Annotated in this window: 23 protein-coding genes and 1 pseudogene; 23 read left to right on the top strand and 1 reads right to left on the bottom strand. The window is 31.8% G+C overall.

What is annotated here, in order from left to right:
* Nucleotides 1–2: 2 nt before the first annotated feature.
* The 14 genes from IEU88_RS07860 to IEU88_RS07795 all read left to right on the top strand — a co-directional run bounded on the left by IEU88_RS07860 (nt 3) and on the right by IEU88_RS07795 (nt 12,288).
* Nucleotides 3–1,589 (top strand): phage tail protein, encoded by a 1,587-nt coding sequence (locus IEU88_RS07860; protein ID WP_103372659.1) that lies wholly within the window; start codon nt 3–5, stop codon nt 1,587–1,589.
* Nucleotides 1,579–1,794 (top strand): hypothetical protein, encoded by a 216-nt coding sequence (locus IEU88_RS07855; RefSeq protein ID WP_103372658.1) that lies wholly within the window; start codon nt 1,579–1,581, stop codon nt 1,792–1,794. The genes IEU88_RS07860 and IEU88_RS07855 overlap by 11 nt, the downstream gene beginning before the upstream one ends.
* Nucleotides 1,781–3,682, top strand: a complete 1,902-nt coding sequence (locus IEU88_RS07850; RefSeq protein WP_103372657.1) for a phage baseplate protein — start codon at nt 1,781–1,783, stop codon at nt 3,680–3,682. Before IEU88_RS07855 ends, IEU88_RS07850 begins: the two co-directional genes overlap by 14 nt.
* On the top strand, nt 3,682–5,148 hold the full coding sequence (locus IEU88_RS07845; RefSeq protein WP_103372656.1) for a BppU family phage baseplate upper protein: 1,467 nt from the start codon (nt 3,682–3,684) through the stop codon (nt 5,146–5,148). The genes IEU88_RS07850 and IEU88_RS07845 overlap by 1 nt, the downstream gene beginning before the upstream one ends.
* Complete coding sequence (locus tag IEU88_RS07840; RefSeq protein WP_160148681.1) at nt 5,148–5,525, top strand: DUF2977 domain-containing protein; 378 nt, start codon at nt 5,148–5,150, stop codon at nt 5,523–5,525. Before IEU88_RS07845 ends, IEU88_RS07840 begins: the two co-directional genes overlap by 1 nt.
* Nucleotide 5,526: 1 nt before the next feature.
* Nucleotides 5,527–5,688 carry an XkdX family protein gene (locus IEU88_RS07835; protein WP_103372654.1) on the top strand — a complete coding sequence of 54 codons (162 nt, stop codon included), beginning with the start codon at nt 5,527–5,529 and terminating at the stop codon, nt 5,686–5,688.
* A gap of 19 nt (nt 5,689–5,707) precedes the next feature.
* The gene (locus IEU88_RS07830) at nt 5,708–6,097 is read left to right on the top strand and encodes a DUF2951 family protein (RefSeq protein WP_229719046.1); all 390 of its coding nucleotides are present in this window, start codon (nt 5,708–5,710) and stop codon (nt 6,095–6,097) included.
* Nucleotides 6,098–6,324: 227 nt separating this feature from the next.
* On the top strand, nt 6,325–6,645 hold the full coding sequence (locus IEU88_RS07825; RefSeq protein ID WP_103372653.1) for a holin: 321 nt from the start codon (nt 6,325–6,327) through the stop codon (nt 6,643–6,645).
* Nucleotides 6,646–6,702: 57 nt separating this feature from the next.
* Nucleotides 6,703–8,148, top strand: coding sequence for an SH3 domain-containing protein (locus IEU88_RS07820; RefSeq protein WP_103372652.1), 1,446 nt, complete (start codon nt 6,703–6,705; stop codon nt 8,146–8,148).
* A gap of 1,459 nt (nt 8,149–9,607) precedes the next feature.
* Nucleotides 9,608–10,114, top strand: coding sequence for a hypothetical protein (locus tag IEU88_RS07815; protein ID WP_170006807.1), 507 nt, complete (start codon nt 9,608–9,610; stop codon nt 10,112–10,114).
* A 12-nt stretch (nt 10,115–10,126) separates the two neighbouring features.
* Nucleotides 10,127–10,438, top strand: a complete 312-nt coding sequence (locus IEU88_RS07810; RefSeq protein ID WP_103372651.1) for a hypothetical protein — start codon at nt 10,127–10,129, stop codon at nt 10,436–10,438.
* A complete protein-coding gene (locus tag IEU88_RS07805; RefSeq protein ID WP_103372650.1) occupies nt 10,438–10,863 on the top strand; it encodes a protein-export chaperone SecB in 426 nt (141 codons plus the stop codon). The genes IEU88_RS07810 and IEU88_RS07805 overlap by 1 nt, the downstream gene beginning before the upstream one ends.
* A 168-nt stretch (nt 10,864–11,031) precedes the next feature.
* On the top strand, nt 11,032–11,442 hold the full coding sequence (locus IEU88_RS07800) for a YolD-like family protein (RefSeq protein ID WP_103372649.1): 411 nt from the start codon (nt 11,032–11,034) through the stop codon (nt 11,440–11,442).
* 51 nt (nt 11,443–11,493) lie between these two features.
* Nucleotides 11,494–12,288: a hypothetical protein gene (locus IEU88_RS07795; RefSeq protein ID WP_148095947.1), complete on the top strand. Its 795-nt coding sequence runs from the start codon at nt 11,494–11,496 to the stop codon at nt 12,286–12,288.
* A gap of 31 nt (nt 12,289–12,319) precedes the next feature.
* On the opposite strand, the gene IEU88_RS07790 is transcribed toward IEU88_RS07795, so the two are convergent.
* On the bottom strand, nt 12,320–12,868 hold the full coding sequence (locus IEU88_RS07790; protein ID WP_115359566.1) for a COG1361 family protein: 549 nt from the start codon (nt 12,866–12,868) through the stop codon (nt 12,320–12,322).
* Between the two features lie 569 nt (nt 12,869–13,437).
* Between IEU88_RS07790 and IEU88_RS07785 the strand changes: the two genes are divergently transcribed.
* The 9 genes and pseudogenes from IEU88_RS07785 (at nt 13,438) to IEU88_RS07745 (ending at nt 21,156) form a co-directional block, all read left to right on the top strand.
* Nucleotides 13,438–13,620, top strand: a complete 183-nt coding sequence (locus IEU88_RS07785; protein ID WP_096810203.1) for a CsbD family protein — start codon at nt 13,438–13,440, stop codon at nt 13,618–13,620.
* 117 nt (nt 13,621–13,737) lie between these two features.
* A complete protein-coding gene (locus IEU88_RS07780; protein ID WP_096810201.1) occupies nt 13,738–13,929 on the top strand; it encodes a hypothetical protein in 192 nt (63 codons plus the stop codon).
* Between the two features lie 311 nt (nt 13,930–14,240).
* Nucleotides 14,241–14,711, top strand: a complete 471-nt coding sequence (locus tag IEU88_RS07775; protein WP_096810200.1) for a GNAT family N-acetyltransferase — start codon at nt 14,241–14,243, stop codon at nt 14,709–14,711.
* A 270-nt stretch (nt 14,712–14,981) separates the two neighbouring features.
* Nucleotides 14,982–15,179 (top strand): hypothetical protein, encoded by a 198-nt coding sequence (locus IEU88_RS07770; RefSeq protein ID WP_096810197.1) that lies wholly within the window; start codon nt 14,982–14,984, stop codon nt 15,177–15,179.
* A 433-nt stretch (nt 15,180–15,612) separates the two neighbouring features.
* Nucleotides 15,613–17,073: a M20 family metallopeptidase gene (locus tag IEU88_RS07765; RefSeq protein WP_103372967.1), complete on the top strand. Its 1,461-nt coding sequence runs from the start codon at nt 15,613–15,615 to the stop codon at nt 17,071–17,073.
* A 62-nt stretch (nt 17,074–17,135) separates the two neighbouring features.
* Nucleotides 17,136–18,650: pseudogene (locus tag IEU88_RS07760) on the top strand (AbgT family transporter).
* Nucleotides 18,651–18,662: 12 nt separating this feature from the next.
* Nucleotides 18,663–19,937 carry an amidohydrolase gene (locus IEU88_RS07755; RefSeq protein ID WP_096810192.1) on the top strand — a complete coding sequence of 425 codons (1,275 nt, stop codon included), beginning with the start codon at nt 18,663–18,665 and terminating at the stop codon, nt 19,935–19,937.
* Nucleotides 19,938–20,101: 164 nt separating this feature from the next.
* Nucleotides 20,102–20,245, top strand: coding sequence for a hypothetical protein (locus tag IEU88_RS07750; RefSeq protein WP_157772548.1), 144 nt, complete (start codon nt 20,102–20,104; stop codon nt 20,243–20,245).
* Between the two features lie 221 nt (nt 20,246–20,466).
* Nucleotides 20,467–21,156, top strand: a complete 690-nt coding sequence (locus IEU88_RS07745; RefSeq protein WP_103372968.1) for a GNAT family N-acetyltransferase — start codon at nt 20,467–20,469, stop codon at nt 21,154–21,156.
* The last annotated feature ends 705 nt before the right edge of the window (nt 21,157–21,861 follow it).

Below are 21,861 nucleotides of genomic sequence, written 5' to 3'. Positions count from 1 at the left end.
ATGTGGACTCATTAATATTGACGAATAGAAAGCAACAATTTGGAGAAATACTTACAGATTTAGATTATGAATCTTTTAAATATGAGTATGAAAGAAATAACGATAGATCAATTAGTTTCACTATTTTTAAATCTACCGAAAATGCAGATATCTTCGACACGATTACAAATGAAATGTTGTTGTTATGGAAGGACCAATACTATGTTATTAAAAGTACAAAGCCTATTTATGATGGAGTTGTATTAAAGAACGAAGTAGAAGCCAAACATATATTTATGGACTTTCAACATCACTATATAGATAAAGATTTAGAAAACGAAGAATTGAATACTGATGAAGATGAAAAAAATAAACCTAATTATACAGTTGAAGAATATATTAAATATATTTTCAAAGGAAATAAAATAGGCTTTAAGTACAAACTCGTTGGTACGTTTAACAAACGTATGCCTTTAGATGAATTAGGCGGAAAGAATGGTTTAGAGGCACTTGTGGAAGGTGCTGAATTATTCGGTTACATTTACTTTGCAGACAACAAAACAATTTATATTTATGACGAAGAAACGTTTTATGAACGTTCAGATGAGCCTATTATATATAAGTATAATAATGACGATGCTCAAGTAACGATTAACACAGTCGATTTAAAGACGATTATTCGAGGTTTTGGTAAAAAGAAAACTAAAACAGAGACAAACAATTATAGTCCCATCAAACCTAAAGATTTAACATATTCTGGTAGTTTTATTAAAGAAGGTACTTGGAGAACTGAAAAGATAGGTGCAAGTTATACTAAAGAATTTGAGTGCAAATGGGGAAATGAACGTCTTGAATGGACTTTAAAGAAAATGTCTAAAGGCGGCGTGTTAGAAGTATTCATCGATAACCAAAGCAAAGGCGAATTTGAATGTTATAGCAAGAACGCGGAAACAGAGAAAATAATTATAGCAAGTGGTTTAAGTAAAGGTAAGCATACATTTAAAGCAGTATTTAAAAAAGCTAAAAGTGGCGTTGACTATAAAAAGTCAGCGCCTTGTATGTATGTTGGGACAAGTAAATCCACTGTATTGAATTTAACAGCAGTGTTAAAAGGTGAGGATGTGTACCACACTAAAGCGACTTATAAATCACCTAATTATGAATCCTTTGGGCATTTAGAAGCAGCTACAGTTTATGATGACGAAGCATTAAATTACGATGATTTAATGAATACGTTGGTAAATGAATTACAAGATGAACCAGTCGTGGAAATCGCTACTAATTATTTAGGCAGCGTTGAAGACAAACACTATATCCAGAGTGGCGATATCAAAGAAAATAGTTTAGTTCGTTTTATTCACAAACCGATGGGTTACAACATGGAGTTAAAAGTGGTCAAAATAACTGAATCACATCCGATTGTCTCTAAACCAGTTGAAGTTGAATTTAGCAATGCCAGCAAAGATATATTAAAAATTCAATTACAAGAAAGTATGAAAATCAAAAATATGAATAATTTTGTTATAAGTGAACGAGCAAGAAGAACAAATCAAATTGTGTCTACAAGTAATTATTCAGATTCTGTAGGGAGTGTTCTCATTGGCGAATGAAGCAGAAGTTAGATATTTAGAAGATAAAGAAGGAAATACTTTTATACCTGTAGCCCACGCTGATTATGTTATAGGTTTACCGGAAAATTTGAACGATAGAATAACACAATTAGAAAATGATAACTATTATTTATTGAATAGAGTGTATGAATTAGATCAAAAAATAGAAAACTTAGAAAAGGGGGATGGCAATGTATTATCTTAATTTTCCAATTGACTTAGGTCAAGAATACAGACGTATGATGGTTAGTAATTTTAAATATATTATAGAAAATATAAACTATATCAAAGATGACTTTCACTATCATCGTACAGATGAGAATAACGCTCATACTTCTTCACAAATCAAACATGGTGCTAGAACATCAAAAGAAACATTCGAGGACTTACAGACACAAATTGATCGTTTGGTCTTAGCGCCCAGAAACAACAGTGCAAATGAAATTGTACAAGCGAGAGTGGATATTTTTGGTAATCATTTCCCTACGTTAAAAGAGCACCTAATCAAATGGGAAGAAAGAACAAAAATTGATAAAGAAGAAACAATAGAAGAAGTAGAAAAAGCTAAAAAAACGATACTTGATGCTGAATATAGATTTGAACCGAACAAACAAGAGTTTTTATATGTCACTGATTTAAGCCCTTTAACAAACGCGGTTATGCAACATTTTTGGTTTGATAAACGAACAGGTATTATTTATATGACTCAAGCACAAGGTGCAGATTATATGTTAACTCGGTTAAAACCTAACGGAGAATACATTGATAGTAGTTTGATTTTAAATGGAGGACATGGAACGCATAACGGTTATCGATATATAAATGATGAATTATGGATATATTCTCACATTGTTGATAGTGAAGGTAAACATAAAGTTGTACGATTTAAATATACACCTAATGTAGAAATGGCTTATGGCACATATGGTATGGAAGAAGTATTCACGGGCCACCCAGAGTTACCCTATATCACACCAGTTATAAACGAAGTGGAAAACAAAATTTTATACAGAGTTGAATATCCTAGTAGCGAGTGGGAAACTAGGCAATCTCGAAATTATGTAGAGATTAGAGATTTAGATGATATCGATAAGAGAATTAACAAGGTGTTATACAAAATAGATTTACCATTAAATTTAACTAACCCAACCCAACCTATGCAAGGTGTTGGATTTGATGAAGATACATTATACTGGACAACTGGTACATCGAGTATTAAAACTGATAATTATTTAACAACTTATAATTTAGAAACAGGTAAACAAAAATATCAAGTTAAAATAAATTACGGTGGTGATGGTGGTATTGTACCAGGTAATTTTTCAGAACCAGAAGGTTTACAAATATATTATGATGACGAAAATAGAAAAGCACTGTTAATAGGTTTTTCAGTAGGTGGTTCAGGCAATAGAACTCATAAAATTTATGGTGTTGCTCAGCGTGGTGTACTAGATCAATTACATTCACGTGGCATTCCTACCCCGTTAACTGATACGGGAGGGCGTGTAAAACCATTACCTGTAGATCCAGAAAATATGAGGCTATTATCTACTATCACTACACCAGGATACTATTATTTATATACGAATCATATAAAAAATATAGATGACTTCCCTTTAGATAAAAAACAAAGAGACGCTGGTTGGTTTTTCCAAGTAGAACCTTCTCAATCTAATGGAGACGTATTGCAAAGGTTAATAAGAAACAGTTATGGAAGAAATATGCTAACTTTCGAACGTTTTGTTTCTCGTAAAGGAGATAGAAACGGCATAGGACCGTGGAATTACACCCAGAAAACTGCAGGGTTTTGGGAAAGAGTACCTACACATATTAACCGGATAGCTGATTTAAATATTGTAGGGCTAACCTATTACATGACGACTGAAGATTCCAAACGTATGATAGACTTTCCAAATAGTAAAAAAGGAGTTGCGGGTTGGATAATACATGTTGAACAAGGAGAAAATAACGGATATATGCATAGGGTTGTTAGAAATGTATCTGATTATAATTTAGAAATATTGTACAGAAATTATAAAAACAGCGATGATAAAACAGATTGGTTTATCATTAATAGTGAGGTGGTTAAATAATGGTAAGTAATTTAGATAAAAGTTCAATTATCAATATGGAAAACACTGCAAGATATCAACCTCGTTCAAAATTAAATGTTACCTTTTCAACCGCTGATAGAGATTCGGCGGTTTTTGTATTTAATGTAACAAAAGGTAATAAGCCTTTATTATTGAGTACGGAAAACGTTACTGGACATATTGCACTAAAACACAATGATGGGTCATTTGTAAAAGATACCTTGCATTTTACTGAGCCAAATATCAATGGGCGTTTTGAATATTACATTCCTAATGAGATGTTAAAACGTGAAGGTACAGTTACAATGCAAGTCTTTATATCTGAAAAAGGTAATTCTAATGTGACTGTAGCTGAACGAATTGTAACATTCGATATTGAAAAATCTATTGTTAGCCAAATCAGTGCAGAAACTAAACTTCAATATATCGTTGAATATGATGAGTTACAGGCTATTATTGCAAATCGTATCACTGATATTGAAGATAAGATGGCAAATGCAAAGGATTATGTTTCACAACTAGAACAAGCTAGAGAAAAAGGTTTAACTGATATTGAGGTTGCTAAAGCCGATAGTGTTAAAGTTTTAAATGATTTAGCAGACAAACGACTAGAAGAAATAAACAACAAGGCAAGTGAGTATTCTGGTAAGTTTGATGACGATAAACAATATATGGATGATAAACATCAAGCGTTTAAAGAGAGTGTTCTGAATAGTGAAGTTGTTACTCAAGGGGAGTCTAAGGAGTGGCAAAAGCATAAATTAACTGAAGGAGATGGACAGCGCATAAGAGTTTCAGATACAGACCCAGTAGAATTGAATAGTGGTTTTTATCAAATGTGGAGAATGAAAAATGCACCAGAAGGTAGTGACGATAACACTCAATATTGGAATGTTGATGTAACCATAGGTCATGATGAAACTAAGCAAATTATAGCAACTATAAGCGCTAGTGGTAAAACATACAAAAAGAACATTCATAAAGGTAATGACAGTGGCTGGAAAGAATTAGTTTCACTACCCCTAGACGAAGAAGTAGAAACTAAAAATAGCGCAGAATCACGCGCTAACGAAACATTAGCAGATGCTAATCGGTATACTGATGAACAACTTTCTAAACAACATACTGTTTTATTTGAAGGTTCTGCTAACGGTGTAAATACAGAGTTTAACTTAACGGATAGTATTTATAATTACAGTTTAGTTATGATATCAGGAAAATTCCCTGGAGGAACATTTAATGAACCAGTATTGGTTTCAAATGTGATAGATAACATAACAATACAACGTTTTAATTTAACTGATGCCGAAGGACAACTTGTCGAGTTTTATGAATCGTCTGTTAATGTGAAAAACGGGATTAAACCATTTGTAAGACATGACGTTGCGTTTGACTATAAAAACTTAAAACCTTCTGGTAAAGATAAAAATGCGTTTACAATTACTAAAGTTGAGGGGTGGAAATGATGCAAATATTGATAAATACCAATGATGAAATTATTAATTATGCTATTGTAGGAGGTTTTGAAGATGGTATTGAAATAGACAATATACCGAGTGACTTTATTAGAAATTTTAAACCCAGATACTATTTGTTTAACGAAGGACAAATTGAAGTTAACAACGAATACAAAGAAGAAACAGAAACATTTCCGCCTATTGAGCCACCTAACTTAAATTTATCTGGCACAGATGAAGAACTAAGAAAAATGTTCGCAAATATGCAAATACAAATCGTTCAAGGAAACGTAATGGTTTCTGAACTCACACAACAAAATGCTAGATTAGCACAAGAAATTGTTGAAACAAAACAAGAGTTAGAAAAGTTAAAGGGGGATAATTAAAATGAAACTACTATTTCCGACATTTGAAGATATCAAGACCATGTACGGTTGGGGGAGTTACACTAACGAGCAAATAAAATGGTTTGTTGAAAAGGGTGCAATCGATAAAGAAGAATACGCATTAATTACTGGAGAGAAATACCCGGAACAATCACAGGCTTAGGCTTGTGGTTTTTATTTAGATGGAAGTAGGTGAAACGGTGAGTGATGAAGGGACTAAAGATATCGAGCGACGGGTCGGTATTTTAGAGGACAAAGACAGATATAACGATAGTAGATTTAGAAGTATTGAAAATACAATGAAGGAAGATAGAAAAGAAATCAATGAATCTATAGAAAAACTTCATAACTCATTAAAAGAAATAGAAAAGGGGCAACATACCCAAGAATTAACTAATATGAAAATGAACTATACTTTGGACTCTATCAATAGAGAAAGAGAATCAGAGAAACAGAACAAAGAAGAAAGCAAAAAGCAGTTTAATCAACTTAAATGGTTAATACTTGGAACCATATTTTCTATTATAGGCACATTTGTATGGACTTCTATAAAAATGTGGCTAGGTATGTAGTTATAGAAAGGGGTGAGATCTATGCTAAATTTTTTAAGTAATTCAATAGTATTCGGCGCTAGTTTTTGGGAATGTTTCTGGTTCGGCAATTGTAAATAACTAGTATGAGAAGTCGGCACATTCGTGTCGGCTTTTTATTATGCACAACCACAGGTAAATACATTTCTCGATGCAACACAGGGCGTTTCTCAGCGCCCTGTTTTTATTATAAATGGAGGTTTTTATAAATGGAACAGATTATAGCATTTGCAGGGATTATCTCTGTAATAACTATTGCACTAACAGAAGTAATAAAACGAACAAAAGCAATTCCGAAAAATATTATACCAATTATTTCAATATTTATTGGCGTGGTAGTAGGTGGGTTAACTGCTTTTATACCAGAAATTGTTTCCGAACTATCTATTGCTGGTCGATTACTAGCTGGTCTCATTAGTGGGTTAATGGCAACTGGTATTTGGGAAACGTTCAAGGATAAAAAAGGATTTAGTAAAGATAATAAGAGTAAAGATGAATTAGGTGGCAATAGTGGTTTACCTAAAAGTTAACAATTAGAGCTGGCGTATATCGTCAGCTTTTTTAATTATATAAAGGAGTGATTTAAATTGAGTAAAACGCAAAAACAGATTAACGACAGATTAAAAGCTTATAAAAAAGGGACAGTAGATAGTCCTTATAGAATTACAAAATTAACTTATCGAGAACCAGGCTATTTGCCAATGCAACCGGGTGCTATTGATGCAGATAAAAGATTTAACGCCCAATGTATGGATCTAATTATTGATTATGTCTTGTGGTTTACTGATAACAAAGTAAAAATGTGGGGTGATGCTAAAGACGCAGTGGATAATAAACTAGGACCTTACTTTACATGGCATGATAATACACCCAATTACGTACCACCCGTTGGCGCAATTGGCGTAGCTAACTTTGGAACACCAGGATATGAAAAATATGGTCACATTTGGATTGTTTACGCTAAAGCGAATGTTAATACTGTACAAGTTCTAGAACAAAATTGGAATAATGAAGCTAATTTACCACCTAAACTACGCACAGATAATTACTATGGTTGTACTGGTTTCTGGGTGCCTAAGGTAGCTGATAGTAAGAAAACAACTAAGAAAAAGAAAAAACAAGCAAAAAAACAAATGAAGAAATTAAAATATAACCGAGATGAAGTTAAAGGATATAAATTACCTAAACGTGGCTATAAACCTAAAGGCGTAGTCATTCATAATGATGCAGGAAGTTCTTCGGCTATGCAATACCACAATAGTTTAGTAAACGCACCTTATTCAAGATTAGCAATCGGTATAGCACATAGTTATATTAGTGGTGATACTGTTTGGCAAGCATTACCTGAAAGTCGTATCGCATGGGCTACAGCAGACGAAGAAGGTAATAGAGACTATTACAGTTTCGAAGTATGCCAATCGTTTTCAGCGAGTGATAAAACATTTTTAGATAATGAGCAAGCCGTATTCCAAGAAGCAGCGCGTATGTTAAAAAAATGGAAATTACCGGTCAATAGAGACACTGTTAGATTACACAACGAGTTTTCACCTACGCAATGTCCACATAGATCAATGGCACTACACGCCGGTTACACATCAACACAAAGAGCGCCGCAAGATATTGTTAATAAAACAAAAGATTATTTCATTAGCCAAATCAAACAATATTATAACGGGAAAATTCCTAAGGGCTCCACAGTTATAAACAAGCCGACTAGTAACAACAAACTTGCAACTAATACAGGTTGGCAACAAAATGAACATAATACTTGGTATATGTCTGAACAAGCTACGTTCAAAGTAGGTAATGAACCTATAGCAGTACACATGATAGGTCCATTTGTTAACTTAGCAATTAGTGGGTGGTTACAACCTGGTGAATCTATTAAATATGATGAAGTGATGTTACAAGATGGGCATGTATGGGTAGGCTACGATAGTTTTAATGGTAGAAGATATTTACCAATACGTACATGGAATGGAGTAGCTCCTCCTAATCAAGGTTTAGGGAATTTATGGGGAACTATTAGCTAAACTAATTCTCATATGTTACATTATAAATAGAGGCAATGATTATTTATTGACTCACCAATTCTATTTTTTTTACGCATGAGGCATCCTTTAGGGGTGCCTTCTTATTTTAACTTGATTAAGTTTATAAAAAATGGTAAGTTAATTGCAGAGAGCTTAGACTCCTTTCTATGTAACTTAAAATAATTAATCGTCGAATGAATAGGTGGACTTTCAAGTCCGCCTATTTTTAATTTTGTAAATTAGTTAAAATAGACAAAATATGTTATATTATGAATGTGCTTTGGTCACAAGCACGCCTTGAAAGTACATTTAAACGCATTATTAAGCGCCCTAAATAGGGTGCTTTTTATTTTATTTGACCAAGTCATTAGAAAGTGATAGTTTATAGGTAGACATATATTCACGTTCCTTTATTTTTATTAAAACATGCGAGTATGAAGAGACAGGCCCCTGTGCTTGTCTTTTTTATTAACTTGCATAATTAAAAATTTATGCTAATATAATAAATACGTTGATATAATACCAACTGTATTTATCGTCTCATTTTAAAAATGAGTTTTCACAACGCCCCTTTACGGGGTGTCTTTTTTATATTATTATATAAATGCGCTTTCAATGATTGTATTTCTAGTTCACACTGAGTAGGCACATTGTCCCGTGTCTGCTCTTTTTTTATTTGATTAAACGGAAAAATATGTTAAATTATAAATAGGCTTTAAAGCCACGCAATCCACTGTGATTGGCCTTAAAATATATTCAGCGTCTCTTTGCGAGGCGCTTTTTTATTGTATATTATAGGCACGATCATTATTAACCATACAATAGATTAGACGGACTTTCGGGTCTGTCTTTTTTTATGTTACGGTTATAGTTAGATACTGCTATTTATTGTCGCTACAAGGGGGGGACTTTTGTGCCTGCCCTGCTTTTTTTATGTGAAATAAAAGCGTTGTAAAACAGAAAGTTTTATAATATTATAAAGTTATGAAGTACTCCGACACTTCATCCTTTTTGATGTCACTCTTCGGAGTGGTTATTTTTATGTTTAAATGTGGTATAATATATATATAAAATACGAGAGATACCGTGGGTAACATGGTCCCGACTGGTGACTTCTTCCAGTCCAGTATCTGATTTGTCAGAGGGGGCATACTGACGTTAATAAAACCGAGTGAGGACTTCTAACTCGATACCGTACGATTGAGTATAATATATACGATACGGACAATAAGGCATAGTGCCATGGGATATTGTTATCCTTTTTAAACAAGCTGGTTGAAACATTTACCAGCAAATTCACGGTAATCATTCCGTCACGGAGCAACTTTTTTGAGAATGCTCCCACGCAAACCACCCACACATGTCACTGGGTGGTTATTTTTTTGAAATTTCATTGACTAATAAGCGTAAAAAGTTTACGATTAATATGTTTTAATCTTCAGAAAGATGGGGATGCAGTTTGAATATCGAAATATTAGGGTATCATGGTACTACTCAAAATTCTGCTTTAAATATAATCGAAAATAATAATTTTAAAAAATCAACCAAGAAAAATGAATGGCTCGGACATGGCGTTTATTTTTATGAGTTATATGAAAAGGCTGAGTGGTGGGGGAGCCGTAATGAAAAACCAGCAATTATAAAATCGAATATATTAGTTCCTGAAAAATATTATATTAACTTAGATAAACCTAGTGAAGAAGATAAATTGGCAGAATTCATTAAATTCGTTGAAAGAAGTGGAAAGAAGTTTATAGTTTCAGGTGATAAAATAGAAAAAAGATGTAAATTAATGAATCTATATATGAAGTACGGTGACTTCAAAGTGATATCTGCTACATTTCCTTCAACTAATAAGAACTATAAAAACCATTTAGATAGTATAGGATATGTCAGAACAGAGAAACAGATTTGTGTACACGATACGGAGTGTATAGTGTATAATGAATTAGAAGTCATGAGTTAGGAGGTAGTAATTATGTATGATATAAAAGAAATTGTTAAATTAGCTAAAGAAGTTGGTTTTGATGTGGAAGAGTCACCTAGTAATAACGAGAGTGGTTTTTACTCCGAAAATGAAAATGGTGAAATAGAAAAATGGGACGTTCTTTCTGCTTTTAATTTAAATAATAGAAAAAAACAAAATGAAGAATATCAGAATAATTATTTTAATAAGTGCTCCTATACTAAAACTGCAAATAATTTTTCTTACACCAGTCCTATTTATAAAAGAGAAGATTTTCCTTCGAAGGAAAGTAAAATTGATTCATTAATAACGGAGGCGGCATAATGGCGGCGATAAACTTTATAAATTATGTAGTAGATACTATGTATTATAAAACTAACCCGGAGTTTGATATTGAAAACAATAAAGATATAACTATTGACGAAGATGTTGATGCTCATATAAATATTATTGATGATGAAGAAACAGCAATTATTACATTAAGAGCCAAACTTGATGAAAATGAAAATGTACCATTTTCTTTTGAAGTGAGTATAGTGGGTTATTTTGAGTTTGATGAAAAAGAATCAGATGGAATCGATTTTAGAGATTTATTAAAAACTAATGCAGTGGCAATCTTATTTCCATATTTAAGGTCGATAGTTAGTGAATTAACTGGAAAATCAAACAGGTTCCCAAATTATAATATGCCAGTTAGAAATATAGCTCGAGAAATGTCAGAAAAAAATAATATTAAAATCACGGATTAACACTCACTCAACTAGTGGGTGTTTTTGTTTTATGTTAAAGTATCGGTACATGCATATATAAAACTCCAAAATATTTATTTCGTCAACCATTCAAGCATGTCACTGGGTGGTTATTTTTTTATTTACATATACGAACAAGTGTTCTATAGTATTGATTGAGGTGATACTATGAGAATTATTAATCCGGATATGCCAGAACCCTATAAATATGAATCAGATTATCGTAATATACCTAGAGAATATCTTAACCCGCGCATACCAGAAGGACGTAAAATGGTTAAGTGGCAAGCCTTTAAAACAATGCCCGAGCAGTATGAAAGATTAGAGCAATACATACAAGACCAAAACAAAATAGATAAACCTATATTAAGCGATGACCAGTTAAGCGAGTTGAATGATACTTTAGTATTTAAAATGTTCCATGACCCAGTGATCACTGTTAGTTATTATGAAGATGGATATATTAAAAATATAGAAGGGTACATTCACAAGGTAGATAACTATGAACGATCACTTTATTTATATGAAGAAACTATATTACGAAAAGTTAATTTAAAAGATATTGTAGAGATAAAATAATGTGCGATATAATAAAATAAGGATGTGATTAAAATAAAACTATTTTTTAAAATGTTGATTGCTGGTTTTATAGGAGTACTTATAGTGATTCTAATTTTAAACTTCATTGGTATAGGTGTTTTAAAAAAATATGAGAGATTAGAAGTTATTATAGGTATCATGGGTTTAGTCACTACTTTTTTGGGTGCATACATTGGTGCTAGGATTGCAGGTAGTGAATCACGAAAACTTTTTAAACAACAAATTAAAATGAATGATTTACAACAAAACATGGATACAAATATCAAAATTTTAGAAGAGATAGGTAAAATTCCAAAGCATATAAATAAAATAAGTGATTTATTGTATGGCTCTAAAGCTCTCTACCCTAAAAACATTGAAAAAATAAAAGATGAATATAAAAAAATAAGTGATGTTTCAAAAAAAGTTAAAGATGAAAATTTATCTAAATCTTCAATTGTAATCTATCGAGACGTAATGCACCTCACTCTTAACATACATAGTTTAGAAGACTTCTTTTTTAGACCAATTTCATTTAGCGACACAAAAAAATTAATACAGAATACAATAGATGACAATTTGTCACCAACATCACATTATTCATGGAGTACACAAATTTTTGACAGAGAAAATAAAGTTAAATATCCTGTAGAAGATTATAAGGGTGAACCATTTATAAAAAGCGTATCAGTAGAAGAGATAATAAAAGAAAATCCGCAATTCTTTAAAGACAAATTAGGGGAATTAAAAAAAAGAATAAAATTTTTAGATAAACAATTTAATAAAATGACATATAAAAACCTCGATGATCTTATTAATGATTATTCAAAATTGTATAAAGATTAGAATAAACCCACCAATTAAGGTGGGAATTTTTCTATTCACTTCGACATTCTTTTTTCTTTTTAGATTCAATATATAAATTGTCTGTTTTGATAATAACCTTATCGGTCTCCATTATCTGATTTTCAATTGTAACTAAAAGTTTTTTGTTTTCATTCAAATAGGTATTATAGTATTTATTGAAATAAGAAAGTTTAAAAGATACTTTGTATTCTGTTTTATTTTCTTTTGATAGTAGATGTTTTGTTAATACATCTCGAATCGGAAAATAAAATGAATATGAATGGGAAGGTTTTAAAGTGCCTATCCTCTGGTCAGAACGTACTTTCTTTTCTTCAGGTATTTCTATGTCAGCAGATATTAAAGTGTTGTCCCCTACATTACTTAATAATAAAGTGATGTAACTATTATCGGGGACATCGCTCAAACTTTTAACATCACATACAATAAATTTCGAATCTATAAAAACTTTAAATTTCTTTTTGTCTCTAAGATCCCTCCCCATTATTTTTAAATTACCATACGTTAAAACAACTGTAATAATAGCTAGTATAATATTAATTATAGAAAACCACATACTCATACTAAGATTCCTCATTTCGTCTAGTTTATTTATAGTATAATCTAAAGGGCAAAAAAAGGGCAGATTATTTATAAAGCATTAAAAACTAGTGGAACTTATAATCACTAAGGTACTCTAAAAGTACTGATATAACAGTCTTTTTATAAAATGATAGAAACCTGTAAAAATAACATAATAATTCTCAAATGATGATGTAATTTAGCGGTGTAAGCAGTTCAATCACAGTATTTTCAAGGGTTTCTAAGGTTGTTAAATTTTAATTAAGGGTAAACAAAAGGATAGACTGTTTTACTAACTATGCTTTTACTTCTTAGTTAGCAGTTTGTCCATTTGATAATAACATGATAACTAACCCTTTTTTAAAGAAGTAAAAGATAATGTTAAGGATATAAATATGTATATAAAAACTGAAACGAAGTATAGACGAACTCAATATAATATGCGTACATTTATTTTATGAATTTTGTCAATTGTGTGAAATTGGATTGTTTTATGTTTAGATTATATATTTATGTGGTAGATTTTAATTAATCTTGTTTACAAAATTATTTTTTAGGAGGTAATGAAACATGGCAGATGAAAGTAAATTTGAACAAGTTAAAGGCAACCTTAAAGAAACAGCAGGTAATGTAGTTGGTAATGAAAAATTAGAACAAGAAGGTAAAGAAGATAAAACTTCTGGTAAAGTGAAAGAAGCGGCAGAAAACGCCAAAGATAAATTTAACGATTTAGTCGATAAAGTTAAAAAATAATTTGTGAAAATTTTAATATGTATATGTCATAAACAGAGTAAATATTTTAGCGTTTGCTCTGTTTTTTAAATTTTAAAAATAGAACAAGCGTTCCGTAATGGGAATCGAGGTGATATAATGAAAGTAAATTTGGATTGGAATAAAGAATTTCAAGAATTTCAAGAAATTTTAAATTCTGGTGTCAACCCAGAATGGTTATACAACGCAAAAGCGAATTTGATATTAATGCCTGCCTTCACTGGTAAAGGTAAGCAATATTTTTATACGAAAGATATTCAAAAAGCAAGTAATACAATACCCTTCTATTGAACGTTTAAGATAAAATTTTAATTTAGATATGTCTAAATGCTTTACCCTATCTATGATTTAGGTTCATTGAGATAAAAATAAAAGGTTTGCCCTATGCTTAAAACGCCTGCTTGTGAAATATTAAATGGCTTTATAAATATATATTTATAAAGCATATGGCTATTTTAAATTAAGTTTGTTTTAATACAAAATTTTAATTTGGTTGATTACTCCATTCTTTTATTTATTAAACTTGAAATCTAATGGTTGAATATAGCTTTTATATGTAGTAAATTTATTTGCTCATATTTTTTTATAAAGGAGTAATAGATATGGAGATGAGTATTGCAAATCAAAAAGACATAGAAACAATTATTAAATTAAGAAAAGAACAATTACTAGATCAAGGTATGCCAGCAACTGAAAATATTGATGATAATATGAGAGCATATTTTGAAAATGTTTTTGAGCAAAATAATATTTATCAAGTTTTTTTAATAGAGAATGAACAAATTGTATCAACAGGAGCAGTTGTATTTCAACAAATCCCACCAGCTTATGATAATTATACTGGTGTTGAGGGATACATTACTAATGTATACACGATTAAATCATATAGAGGATTAGGTTTAGGGAAACATGTACTAGATCAATTGCTTACGAAATGTAAAGAAGAAAATATAAGTGTAGTAAATTTAAAAGCTTCTAGCCAAGCAGCGCCATTATATTCAAAAATCGGTTTTATTAAAAACGCATCTTCAATGACAATTGAATTAGAAAATAGTGAAGTAAATCAATTTTAAAATCCATTTTTGATTATGATTACAAAAATGACTTATTACAACTTATAACAAAAAGTATTTACACCGTTTTTATAAAAATATAAAATATTTCAATTATGGAATTAATTTGTGTTTGCTTTTAATAGATAATACAGTTATATTGAATACTAAGGAGCTCAATATAAAATGGCAGCATAGATAATCGTATATGTAATGTGGTTCCATATGATTATAAAAGCATAATGAATCATCATTTTACAGTGTGAATACAAACGGGTTGGAGGTCTTGATATGAGTTTAATAAGTAATAGAGAAGCAATTGGTTTAAGCGTAGATGAATTAGTGAATCGCTTAACATCTATTTATAACACTGGTTTAAGCACTGAATTAATCGCACGTGTAGAAAGCAAGCAAGCCAAGTTATCAGAACATGATGTTAAAATTTTAACAGAATTTTTTAATACAACATCAGAAGACTTACTTGGTTAAGCATCAAATTCAAGTCCCCCCTCTAATTTTTAAAGGTATGTAAAATAGTCTGAGGTATATCAACCGTTTTCCAGACTTATATATAACATTGAGCGTTGACGAATGACATAGTGTGTATTTATAACAAAACCATTTATTTCTAGCCAACGATACGTAGACGAGATGGCGAAATCTTTTAACAAAAACTGATTTCTGTCTCGTCTTTTTCATTTTTTAATTGGAGCAACTTACGTTATTATAATATATTTTAAAGTAGATTGAGGTTAAGAAATACAAAGTGAAAAGCAAGCGTTGTTATGTATTTTCATTTTTATCCCGCCCCCCTTATTTTTAGTTAAACTATAAGATAATGACATAAATCGTATTTGAAAACGCTTTCTATTTATAAATTATAATGATAACATATTATTAATTTATAAAAAGGAGTGGTTTTATGAATAATACAAATCATCAAAAGTTTGTTAATAATATTATTTTAGAAAAAGAATCAACGTTAACAAAAACTAGTGAATACATATGGTCACATCCAGAAACTCGGTTTGAGGAGTATTTATCTTCAGGGAAATTGTTAGAGGTTCTTGAAGCAGAAGGGTTTGCAATTGAACAAAATTTAGGTGGCATTCAAACTGCTTTTAAAGGAGAATATGGTAATGGAAAACCAGTTATTGGTTTTTTAGGTGAGTTTGACGCTTTATCGGGTTTAAGTCAAAAACCGCTTATTGATGAAGAACAATCTATTGATGAAGAACAATCTATTGATGGACAAATCAACGGTCATGGCTGTGGTCATAATTTACTCGGTGTAGGTTCATTAGGGGCCGCTATTGCAACCAAAGCGTACCTAAAGTCGCATAACTTGCCAGGTACTGTCATTTATTATGGTTGTCCGGGTGAAGAAGGCGGCTCTGGTAAAACATTTATGTCTAGAGAAGGTGTATTTGATTCATTAGATTATGCTTTTTGCTGGCACCCTTCACCAGCCAATGCCATCATGAGCAACAAATCACTAGCTAATTTTCAAATTTATTTTCGATTTAAAGGTATCAGTTCACATGCAGCAAATTCACCAGAATTGGGAAGAAGCGCGTTAGATGCTGTTGAATTAATGAATGTTGGTGTGAATTATTTAAGAGAGCATATGCCTGATACTAATCGTATACACTATGCTGTGACAAATACAGGTGGCATTTCGCCTAATGTAGTTCAAGCTAACGCTGAAGTTTTATATTTGATTCGTGCTGAAAATTTAAAAGGGGCCAATGAATTGTTAGAAAGAGTGAAAAATATTGCTCAAGGTGCAGCCTTAATGACAGGTACTGAGTGTGAAATAGAAATTGATAAAGCATGTTCTGATTATTCTCCTAATAGAAAAATGGAAGAAATTATGTACCACTATTTAAAAGAAGAAGAATCAGAAATTGTATATTCTGAAAATGAATTAAATTTTGCTGAAAACATTTGGCAATCTTTAACACAAGCAGAAAAAGATAATGCGCAAAATATGTTGCAAAGTTTCGGGGTTATAAGCGACAGTAATAAATTAGACCACCAAAGACTAAGTCGTATCGTTAACGATTACGTTATTTCTGATAAACCGATGATGGGCTCTACTGATGTAGCGGACGTGAGTTGGGTCGCACCAACAGCTCAATGTACATGTACTACTGAAGCAATGGGAACACCCTTACATACTTGGCAAATGGTTTCGCAAGGGACATCTACCTATGCATTTAAAGGGATGTTTCGGGCTGCAAGGATTATGGCTAATACGGCTTTGCATATTTTAAAAGATGAAAATCTTTTAAAATCTATTCAAAAAGAACATAAGGAAAAATTAGAAAAACATCCTTATAAAAACCCTATACCAGATCACGTCCAACCGTCGACGTTATAGTTTAATCATTGAAATATAGTGATGTATTTCAGAATATTCTGACAAACAAAGGGGAAATTTGAATGGCAGAGAAAGTGAAAAAGCAAAGTAAATTTTTAAATAAAGTAGAATATTTAGGAAATAAATTACCGCATCCATTTTTTCTATTCATATATTTAGCAGTCATAGTAGTTATACTATCCTTTATTTTTAATATGTTCGGTGCAACTGTGAAACCACCAGGTAGTGAAAAAACGTTAGAAGTTAAAAATTTATTTTCAGGCGATGGTTTACAATACATGTTGAAAAATACAATAACAAACTTCACTGGATTTGCACCTTTAGGAATTGTTATCGCTATGATGTTAGGCGTAGGCTTAGCAGAAAAGGTAGGACTATTAGAATACGTAATTAGGAAAACAATTACAAAAGCTCCTTCTTCATTAGTGACATATGTTGTCGTATTTGTTGGAATTATGGGAAATATTGCATCAGATGCAGCAATGATCTTAGTCCCTCCATTAGCTGCAATTGTATTTTATAAACTTGGTAGACATCCAATTGCAGGGCTTGCAGCTGGATTTGGCGCAGCAGGAGCGGGTTTTACTGCAAATTTATTAGTGGTAGGAACAGATGCGCTATTATCAGGTATTAGTACAGAAGCGGCATCGATTATTGACGCAAGTATGAGTGTTTCACCAGTATCAAATTGGTATTTTAACATTGTATCTACGTTTGCGCTCACGGTTGTCGGTGGGTTGGTAACGACTAAAATCATTGAACCACGGTTAGGTAAATATAATAAAAAAGTCGAAGATTTGGAAGTAGATGAATCATCTCCAACTGCTAAAAAAGCGTTGATTAGTGCATTGATTGCTGCTTCAATTTATATATTAGCAATCATTATTACATTATTTATACCCAACAGCCCGCTTCGGGGCGACGATGGTTCAATCATAAATTCGCCATTTATAGATGGTATCGTCCCCATTATTTTAGTCCTGTTTTTAATATTAGGTATTACCTTTGGTATTGTTGATAGAAAAATTAATACTACACATGATATTGGTAAATATATGACAGATGCTGTTCGAGACTTATCGGGTTATATTGTTTTAGCATTTGCTGCAGCTCAATTTATTAGCTTTTTCTAATGGTCTAATATGGCTACTTGGATTGCTGTTAATGGTGCAGAGTTTCTAAAAAGTATTAATTTAACGGGATTTCCATTAATTATTATGTATATTATATTTACTGCTTTTCTTGGTTTTTTAATCACTTCTGGCTCAGCAAAGTGGGCATTAGAAGCGCCAGTTTTTGTTCCGATGTTTATGCAGCTTGGTATACATCCCGGTTTCACGCAAGTAGCGTATAGAGTGGCTGATTCTTCTATTGCGACTGTCACACCGCTAAATCCTTATTTTGTTGTCATATTATCGTTTTTAAATAAATATGATAAAAAAGCAGGTGTTGGTACATTAATATCATTAATGATACCTTACACTGTATCATTTTTAACCACATGGATTGTTTTAGTCGCGTTTTTCTATATAACTGGTTTACCAGTAGGGCCCGGCGTTACAAGAGAATTGAAATAAAGGAGTGATTGAATGTTATTAGACGATCATCAAAGATTATATTTAAGTCAATTAAGAAGGAAATTACACGCTTTGCCTGAACCAGGTTTTTTGGAAATCAATACAGCAAATGAATTATATCATATATTAAAATCATTAAATTTTGATTTGGAGATAGGTGAAGCAGTGATGGATACTCAATATATGATGGGAAGACCAAATGACACCGTATTGAATGAACACATTGCGTTTTTAGAACAAAATCATTTTACAATTGAAAAATTTAAAGATGGTTTAACTGGTATTGTTGCGACAAAAGAATTTGAAGAACCAGGACCAACGCTGGCATTCCGGTTTGATATCGATGCTCTCCCCATTAAAGAAAGTGATTCTAATCATCATCAGCCATATAAAGCAAATTTTATTTCAAAGCATGAAGGGTTTATGCATGCTTGTGGCCATGATGCTCATATGACCATGGGTATTGGTTTAGCGCAATTAATAAATTTGAATCATTTAAACAAGGGCCGTATTAAACTTATATTTCAACCTGCTGAAGAAGGTGTGCGTGGGGCCCTTTCTATGGTAAAAAAAGGCGTTGTAGATGATGTTGATCACTTTTTTGCGACGCACATTGGTCTAAATGGAAAATCCAATGAGATCATTACATCAATAGAAGGATTTATGGCTTCGACGAAATATGATTTATTTATATATGGTGAATCAAGTCATGCAGGTGCTAACCCACAAGATGGTAGCAATTCGATATTGGCAGCAGCAACACTTATTCAACAATTATATGCGATTCAAAGACATGAAAAAGGTGACTCTCGAATTAATGTGGGTAAAATTAATGGGGGTTCGAGTAGAAATATTATTGCGGATGAAGTGAAACTTGAAATTGAAGTAAGAGGTATGAATAACGAAGTTAACCAATTTATGAACGACCGTGTGACCGATATCATTAAAGGTATTGAAAATATGTTTAACGTTAACATCGTTCAAAATAAAGTGGGGGAAGCGCCAAGTATTCTACCTTCAAAAAAATTAAAAGAAACGGTATATCAATTAATTTCAAATGTAATGAGTGAGTTGAATATTACTAAAGATGAAACCACCCCTTCCGGCAGCGAAGATGCAACTTATTTTATTGAAAGAGTGCAAGAGCTAGGAAACGAAGGACTTTATTTAAATGTAGGTTCAGATCATCAATTCAACCACCACCACCCTCAATTTGATATTGTCGAACAAGATATTTTTAATGGTATTGATGTTTTATATACAATAGCAAAGCATTTTAATGGGTGAAAAATCGTAAATATATCAAGAAATTAGGGTATTGTTTTGGATTTAAAAGAGAATGAAATGTTTAATGCATAGTGAAATAGCTAATGCTGTTAATAAGTAAGATGTAACTTATTAACGTATCATGATAAATAGTTGAATCAGAAAGGAGTTGAGGCCAAAATATAATGTCTCAGCTTCAATGTGTAATGCATCAGTCTGTATACCACTTATTTATAAAAGGAACAAAGCGATTAAGTCAGCTTCAATCTAAAGAATTAGAACAACAATTTCCTGGTTTATTGAAATCGATTTTGTCTAATATAGAATAATGAACGTAATAAAACCTTTTTAATATGAGTTTATAGCGGTAGTCAGATGTATTATAAGCGGCGCCCTTTATGACTTTGAAGTTATTATAACTTTTTATGTTTATTATCTTAAAATATTTCATTTTAGTAATCGCGATTGCCTTTCATATTTTATAATCCTACTGCTCCTCATAAATGTTATACTTTTAATAATTTAAATATGCTTAGTGGGGTGTACAAAAATGAGAGTTAATAAATTTAATCAACCTATTGGAGAAGATTTAAAAGAGTTTGAATTACCAAAAGCACCAACAATTGATGTATTAGAAGGGAAATATTGTAGATTAGAAAAGTTATCTTCACACCATATTAAACGGTTATATCATCACTTTAAGGCAAACGAAGATGCACCTAATTGGACCTATTTACCTGATGAACAACCCCAAAACTATGAGGCTTTTGAATCTTATATTCATGCTAAAATACAAACGAAAGATCCGTATTTTCTTGCTATCATTAATCGTAGTGACCAAGATGTAGTTGGTATGTTATCTCTACTTAGAATTAACGAGAAAAATGCTTCTATTGAAGTTGGCCATATACATTATGCTAATAAAATGAAGCAAACGTGCGTTGCGACAGAAGTACATTATTTGTTAGCAAATTATATTTTTGGCACTTTAGGTTATAGAAGATACGAATGGAAATGTGATGCGCTGAATGAAGCTTCTATTAAAGCGGCAAAACGGCTTGGCTTTAAATATGAAGGGATATTTAGAAACCATACTATTTATAAAAAGCGAAGTAGGGATACGTGTTGGCTTTCCATGTTAGCGAGTGAATGGTCCGAGTATAGAATGAAATTTGAAAATTGGTTGGATCCATTTAACTATGACGAGTTTGGCATACAAATTAATAAATTATCACTATGATCCATTTAATTAACCGAGGGCTTGTTTTGTGTAAAACGCCTACGGTTATTTTTATAGTGTTAAAAAGAGAATGAAACGTAAATAACGTCTCAGCTCTGAATTCGAAAACGATTAATCGTTTTATAAGAAAGAGGCAGATTTTGCGAAAGCCACATGATTTCAATGCTATCGTTTATGAAAAATGCCATTGGTAGTGTAAGTTGAGGCATATTATAATCTTTATACATAAGGCACCTCGTTGATTTAGTTTAGTAGTGTTTATTAAATTATACGAAAGGGCCTTATTTTTTTGTGCTAAAACACATATTTTGTAACGATTTTCAACGTGCTCACGCTTGGGGAATAGTATGAGTGAGAGACTACAGGCACGAACCACGCCCAGGTATGCATGCACGGTTAAAATCGTGAGATTTTTATATAAAAAGGACTCCTCCATTTTAATACAGATGAGTCCTTTATTTTGAGGATGGATATTTAAGTCCCAGGGTTTTATACATGAGTTTACTCATGTAATTCACTTAGCCTTATTAGTTCTTGTGCAAGTCCCATATCATTTATATTATTTTTTCTAGTCATCCTTGAGGGCCAGCGCAACGAACTCATTTTATAAAAATATGTTTTTAACGCAACTGTTATTTTAACGAAGCTTGATGCAAATTCAACTAAAATAAGTTATAATGATGTGATGAATTTTTATGAGGAGTT

The organism is Staphylococcus nepalensis (assembly GCF_014635045.1).
Lineage (GTDB): Bacteria > Bacillota > Bacilli > Staphylococcales > Staphylococcaceae > Staphylococcus > Staphylococcus nepalensis.
This window is presented reverse-complemented; position numbering and strand designations above follow the sequence as displayed.

Coding starts and splice junctions, on each gene's coding strand:
- IEU88_RS07850 (WP_103372657.1), top strand. CDS start 1,781: ATGTATTATCTTAATTTTCCAATTGACTTAGGTCAAGAATACAGACGT.
- IEU88_RS07845 (WP_103372656.1), top strand. CDS start 3,682: ATGGTAAGTAATTTAGATAAAAGTTCAATTATCAATATGGAAAACACT.
- IEU88_RS07840 (WP_160148681.1), top strand. CDS start 5,148: ATGCAAATATTGATAAATACCAATGATGAAATTATTAATTATGCTATT.
- IEU88_RS07835 (WP_103372654.1), top strand. CDS start 5,527: ATGAAACTACTATTTCCGACATTTGAAGATATCAAGACCATGTACGGT.
- IEU88_RS07830 (WP_229719046.1), top strand. CDS start 5,708: ATGGAAGTAGGTGAAACGGTGAGTGATGAAGGGACTAAAGATATCGAG.
- IEU88_RS07825 (WP_103372653.1), top strand. CDS start 6,325: ATGGAACAGATTATAGCATTTGCAGGGATTATCTCTGTAATAACTATT.
- IEU88_RS07810 (WP_103372651.1), top strand. CDS start 10,127: ATGTATGATATAAAAGAAATTGTTAAATTAGCTAAAGAAGTTGGTTTT.
- IEU88_RS07805 (WP_103372650.1), top strand. CDS start 10,438: ATGGCGGCGATAAACTTTATAAATTATGTAGTAGATACTATGTATTAT.
- IEU88_RS07800 (WP_103372649.1), top strand. CDS start 11,032: ATGAGAATTATTAATCCGGATATGCCAGAACCCTATAAATATGAATCA.
- IEU88_RS07795 (WP_148095947.1), top strand. CDS start 11,494: ATGTTGATTGCTGGTTTTATAGGAGTACTTATAGTGATTCTAATTTTA.
- IEU88_RS07790 (WP_115359566.1), bottom strand. CDS start 12,868: ATGAGTATGTGGTTTTCTATAATTAATATTATACTAGCTATTATTACA.
- IEU88_RS07785 (WP_096810203.1), top strand. CDS start 13,438: ATGGCAGATGAAAGTAAATTTGAACAAGTTAAAGGCAACCTTAAAGAA.
- IEU88_RS07780 (WP_096810201.1), top strand. CDS start 13,738: ATGAAAGTAAATTTGGATTGGAATAAAGAATTTCAAGAATTTCAAGAA.
- IEU88_RS07775 (WP_096810200.1), top strand. CDS start 14,241: ATGGAGATGAGTATTGCAAATCAAAAAGACATAGAAACAATTATTAAA.
- IEU88_RS07770 (WP_096810197.1), top strand. CDS start 14,982: ATGAGTTTAATAAGTAATAGAGAAGCAATTGGTTTAAGCGTAGATGAA.
- IEU88_RS07765 (WP_103372967.1), top strand. CDS start 15,613: ATGAATAATACAAATCATCAAAAGTTTGTTAATAATATTATTTTAGAA.
- IEU88_RS07755 (WP_096810192.1), top strand. CDS start 18,663: ATGTTATTAGACGATCATCAAAGATTATATTTAAGTCAATTAAGAAGG.
- IEU88_RS07750 (WP_157772548.1), top strand. CDS start 20,102: ATGTCTCAGCTTCAATGTGTAATGCATCAGTCTGTATACCACTTATTT.
- IEU88_RS07745 (WP_103372968.1), top strand. CDS start 20,467: ATGAGAGTTAATAAATTTAATCAACCTATTGGAGAAGATTTAAAAGAG.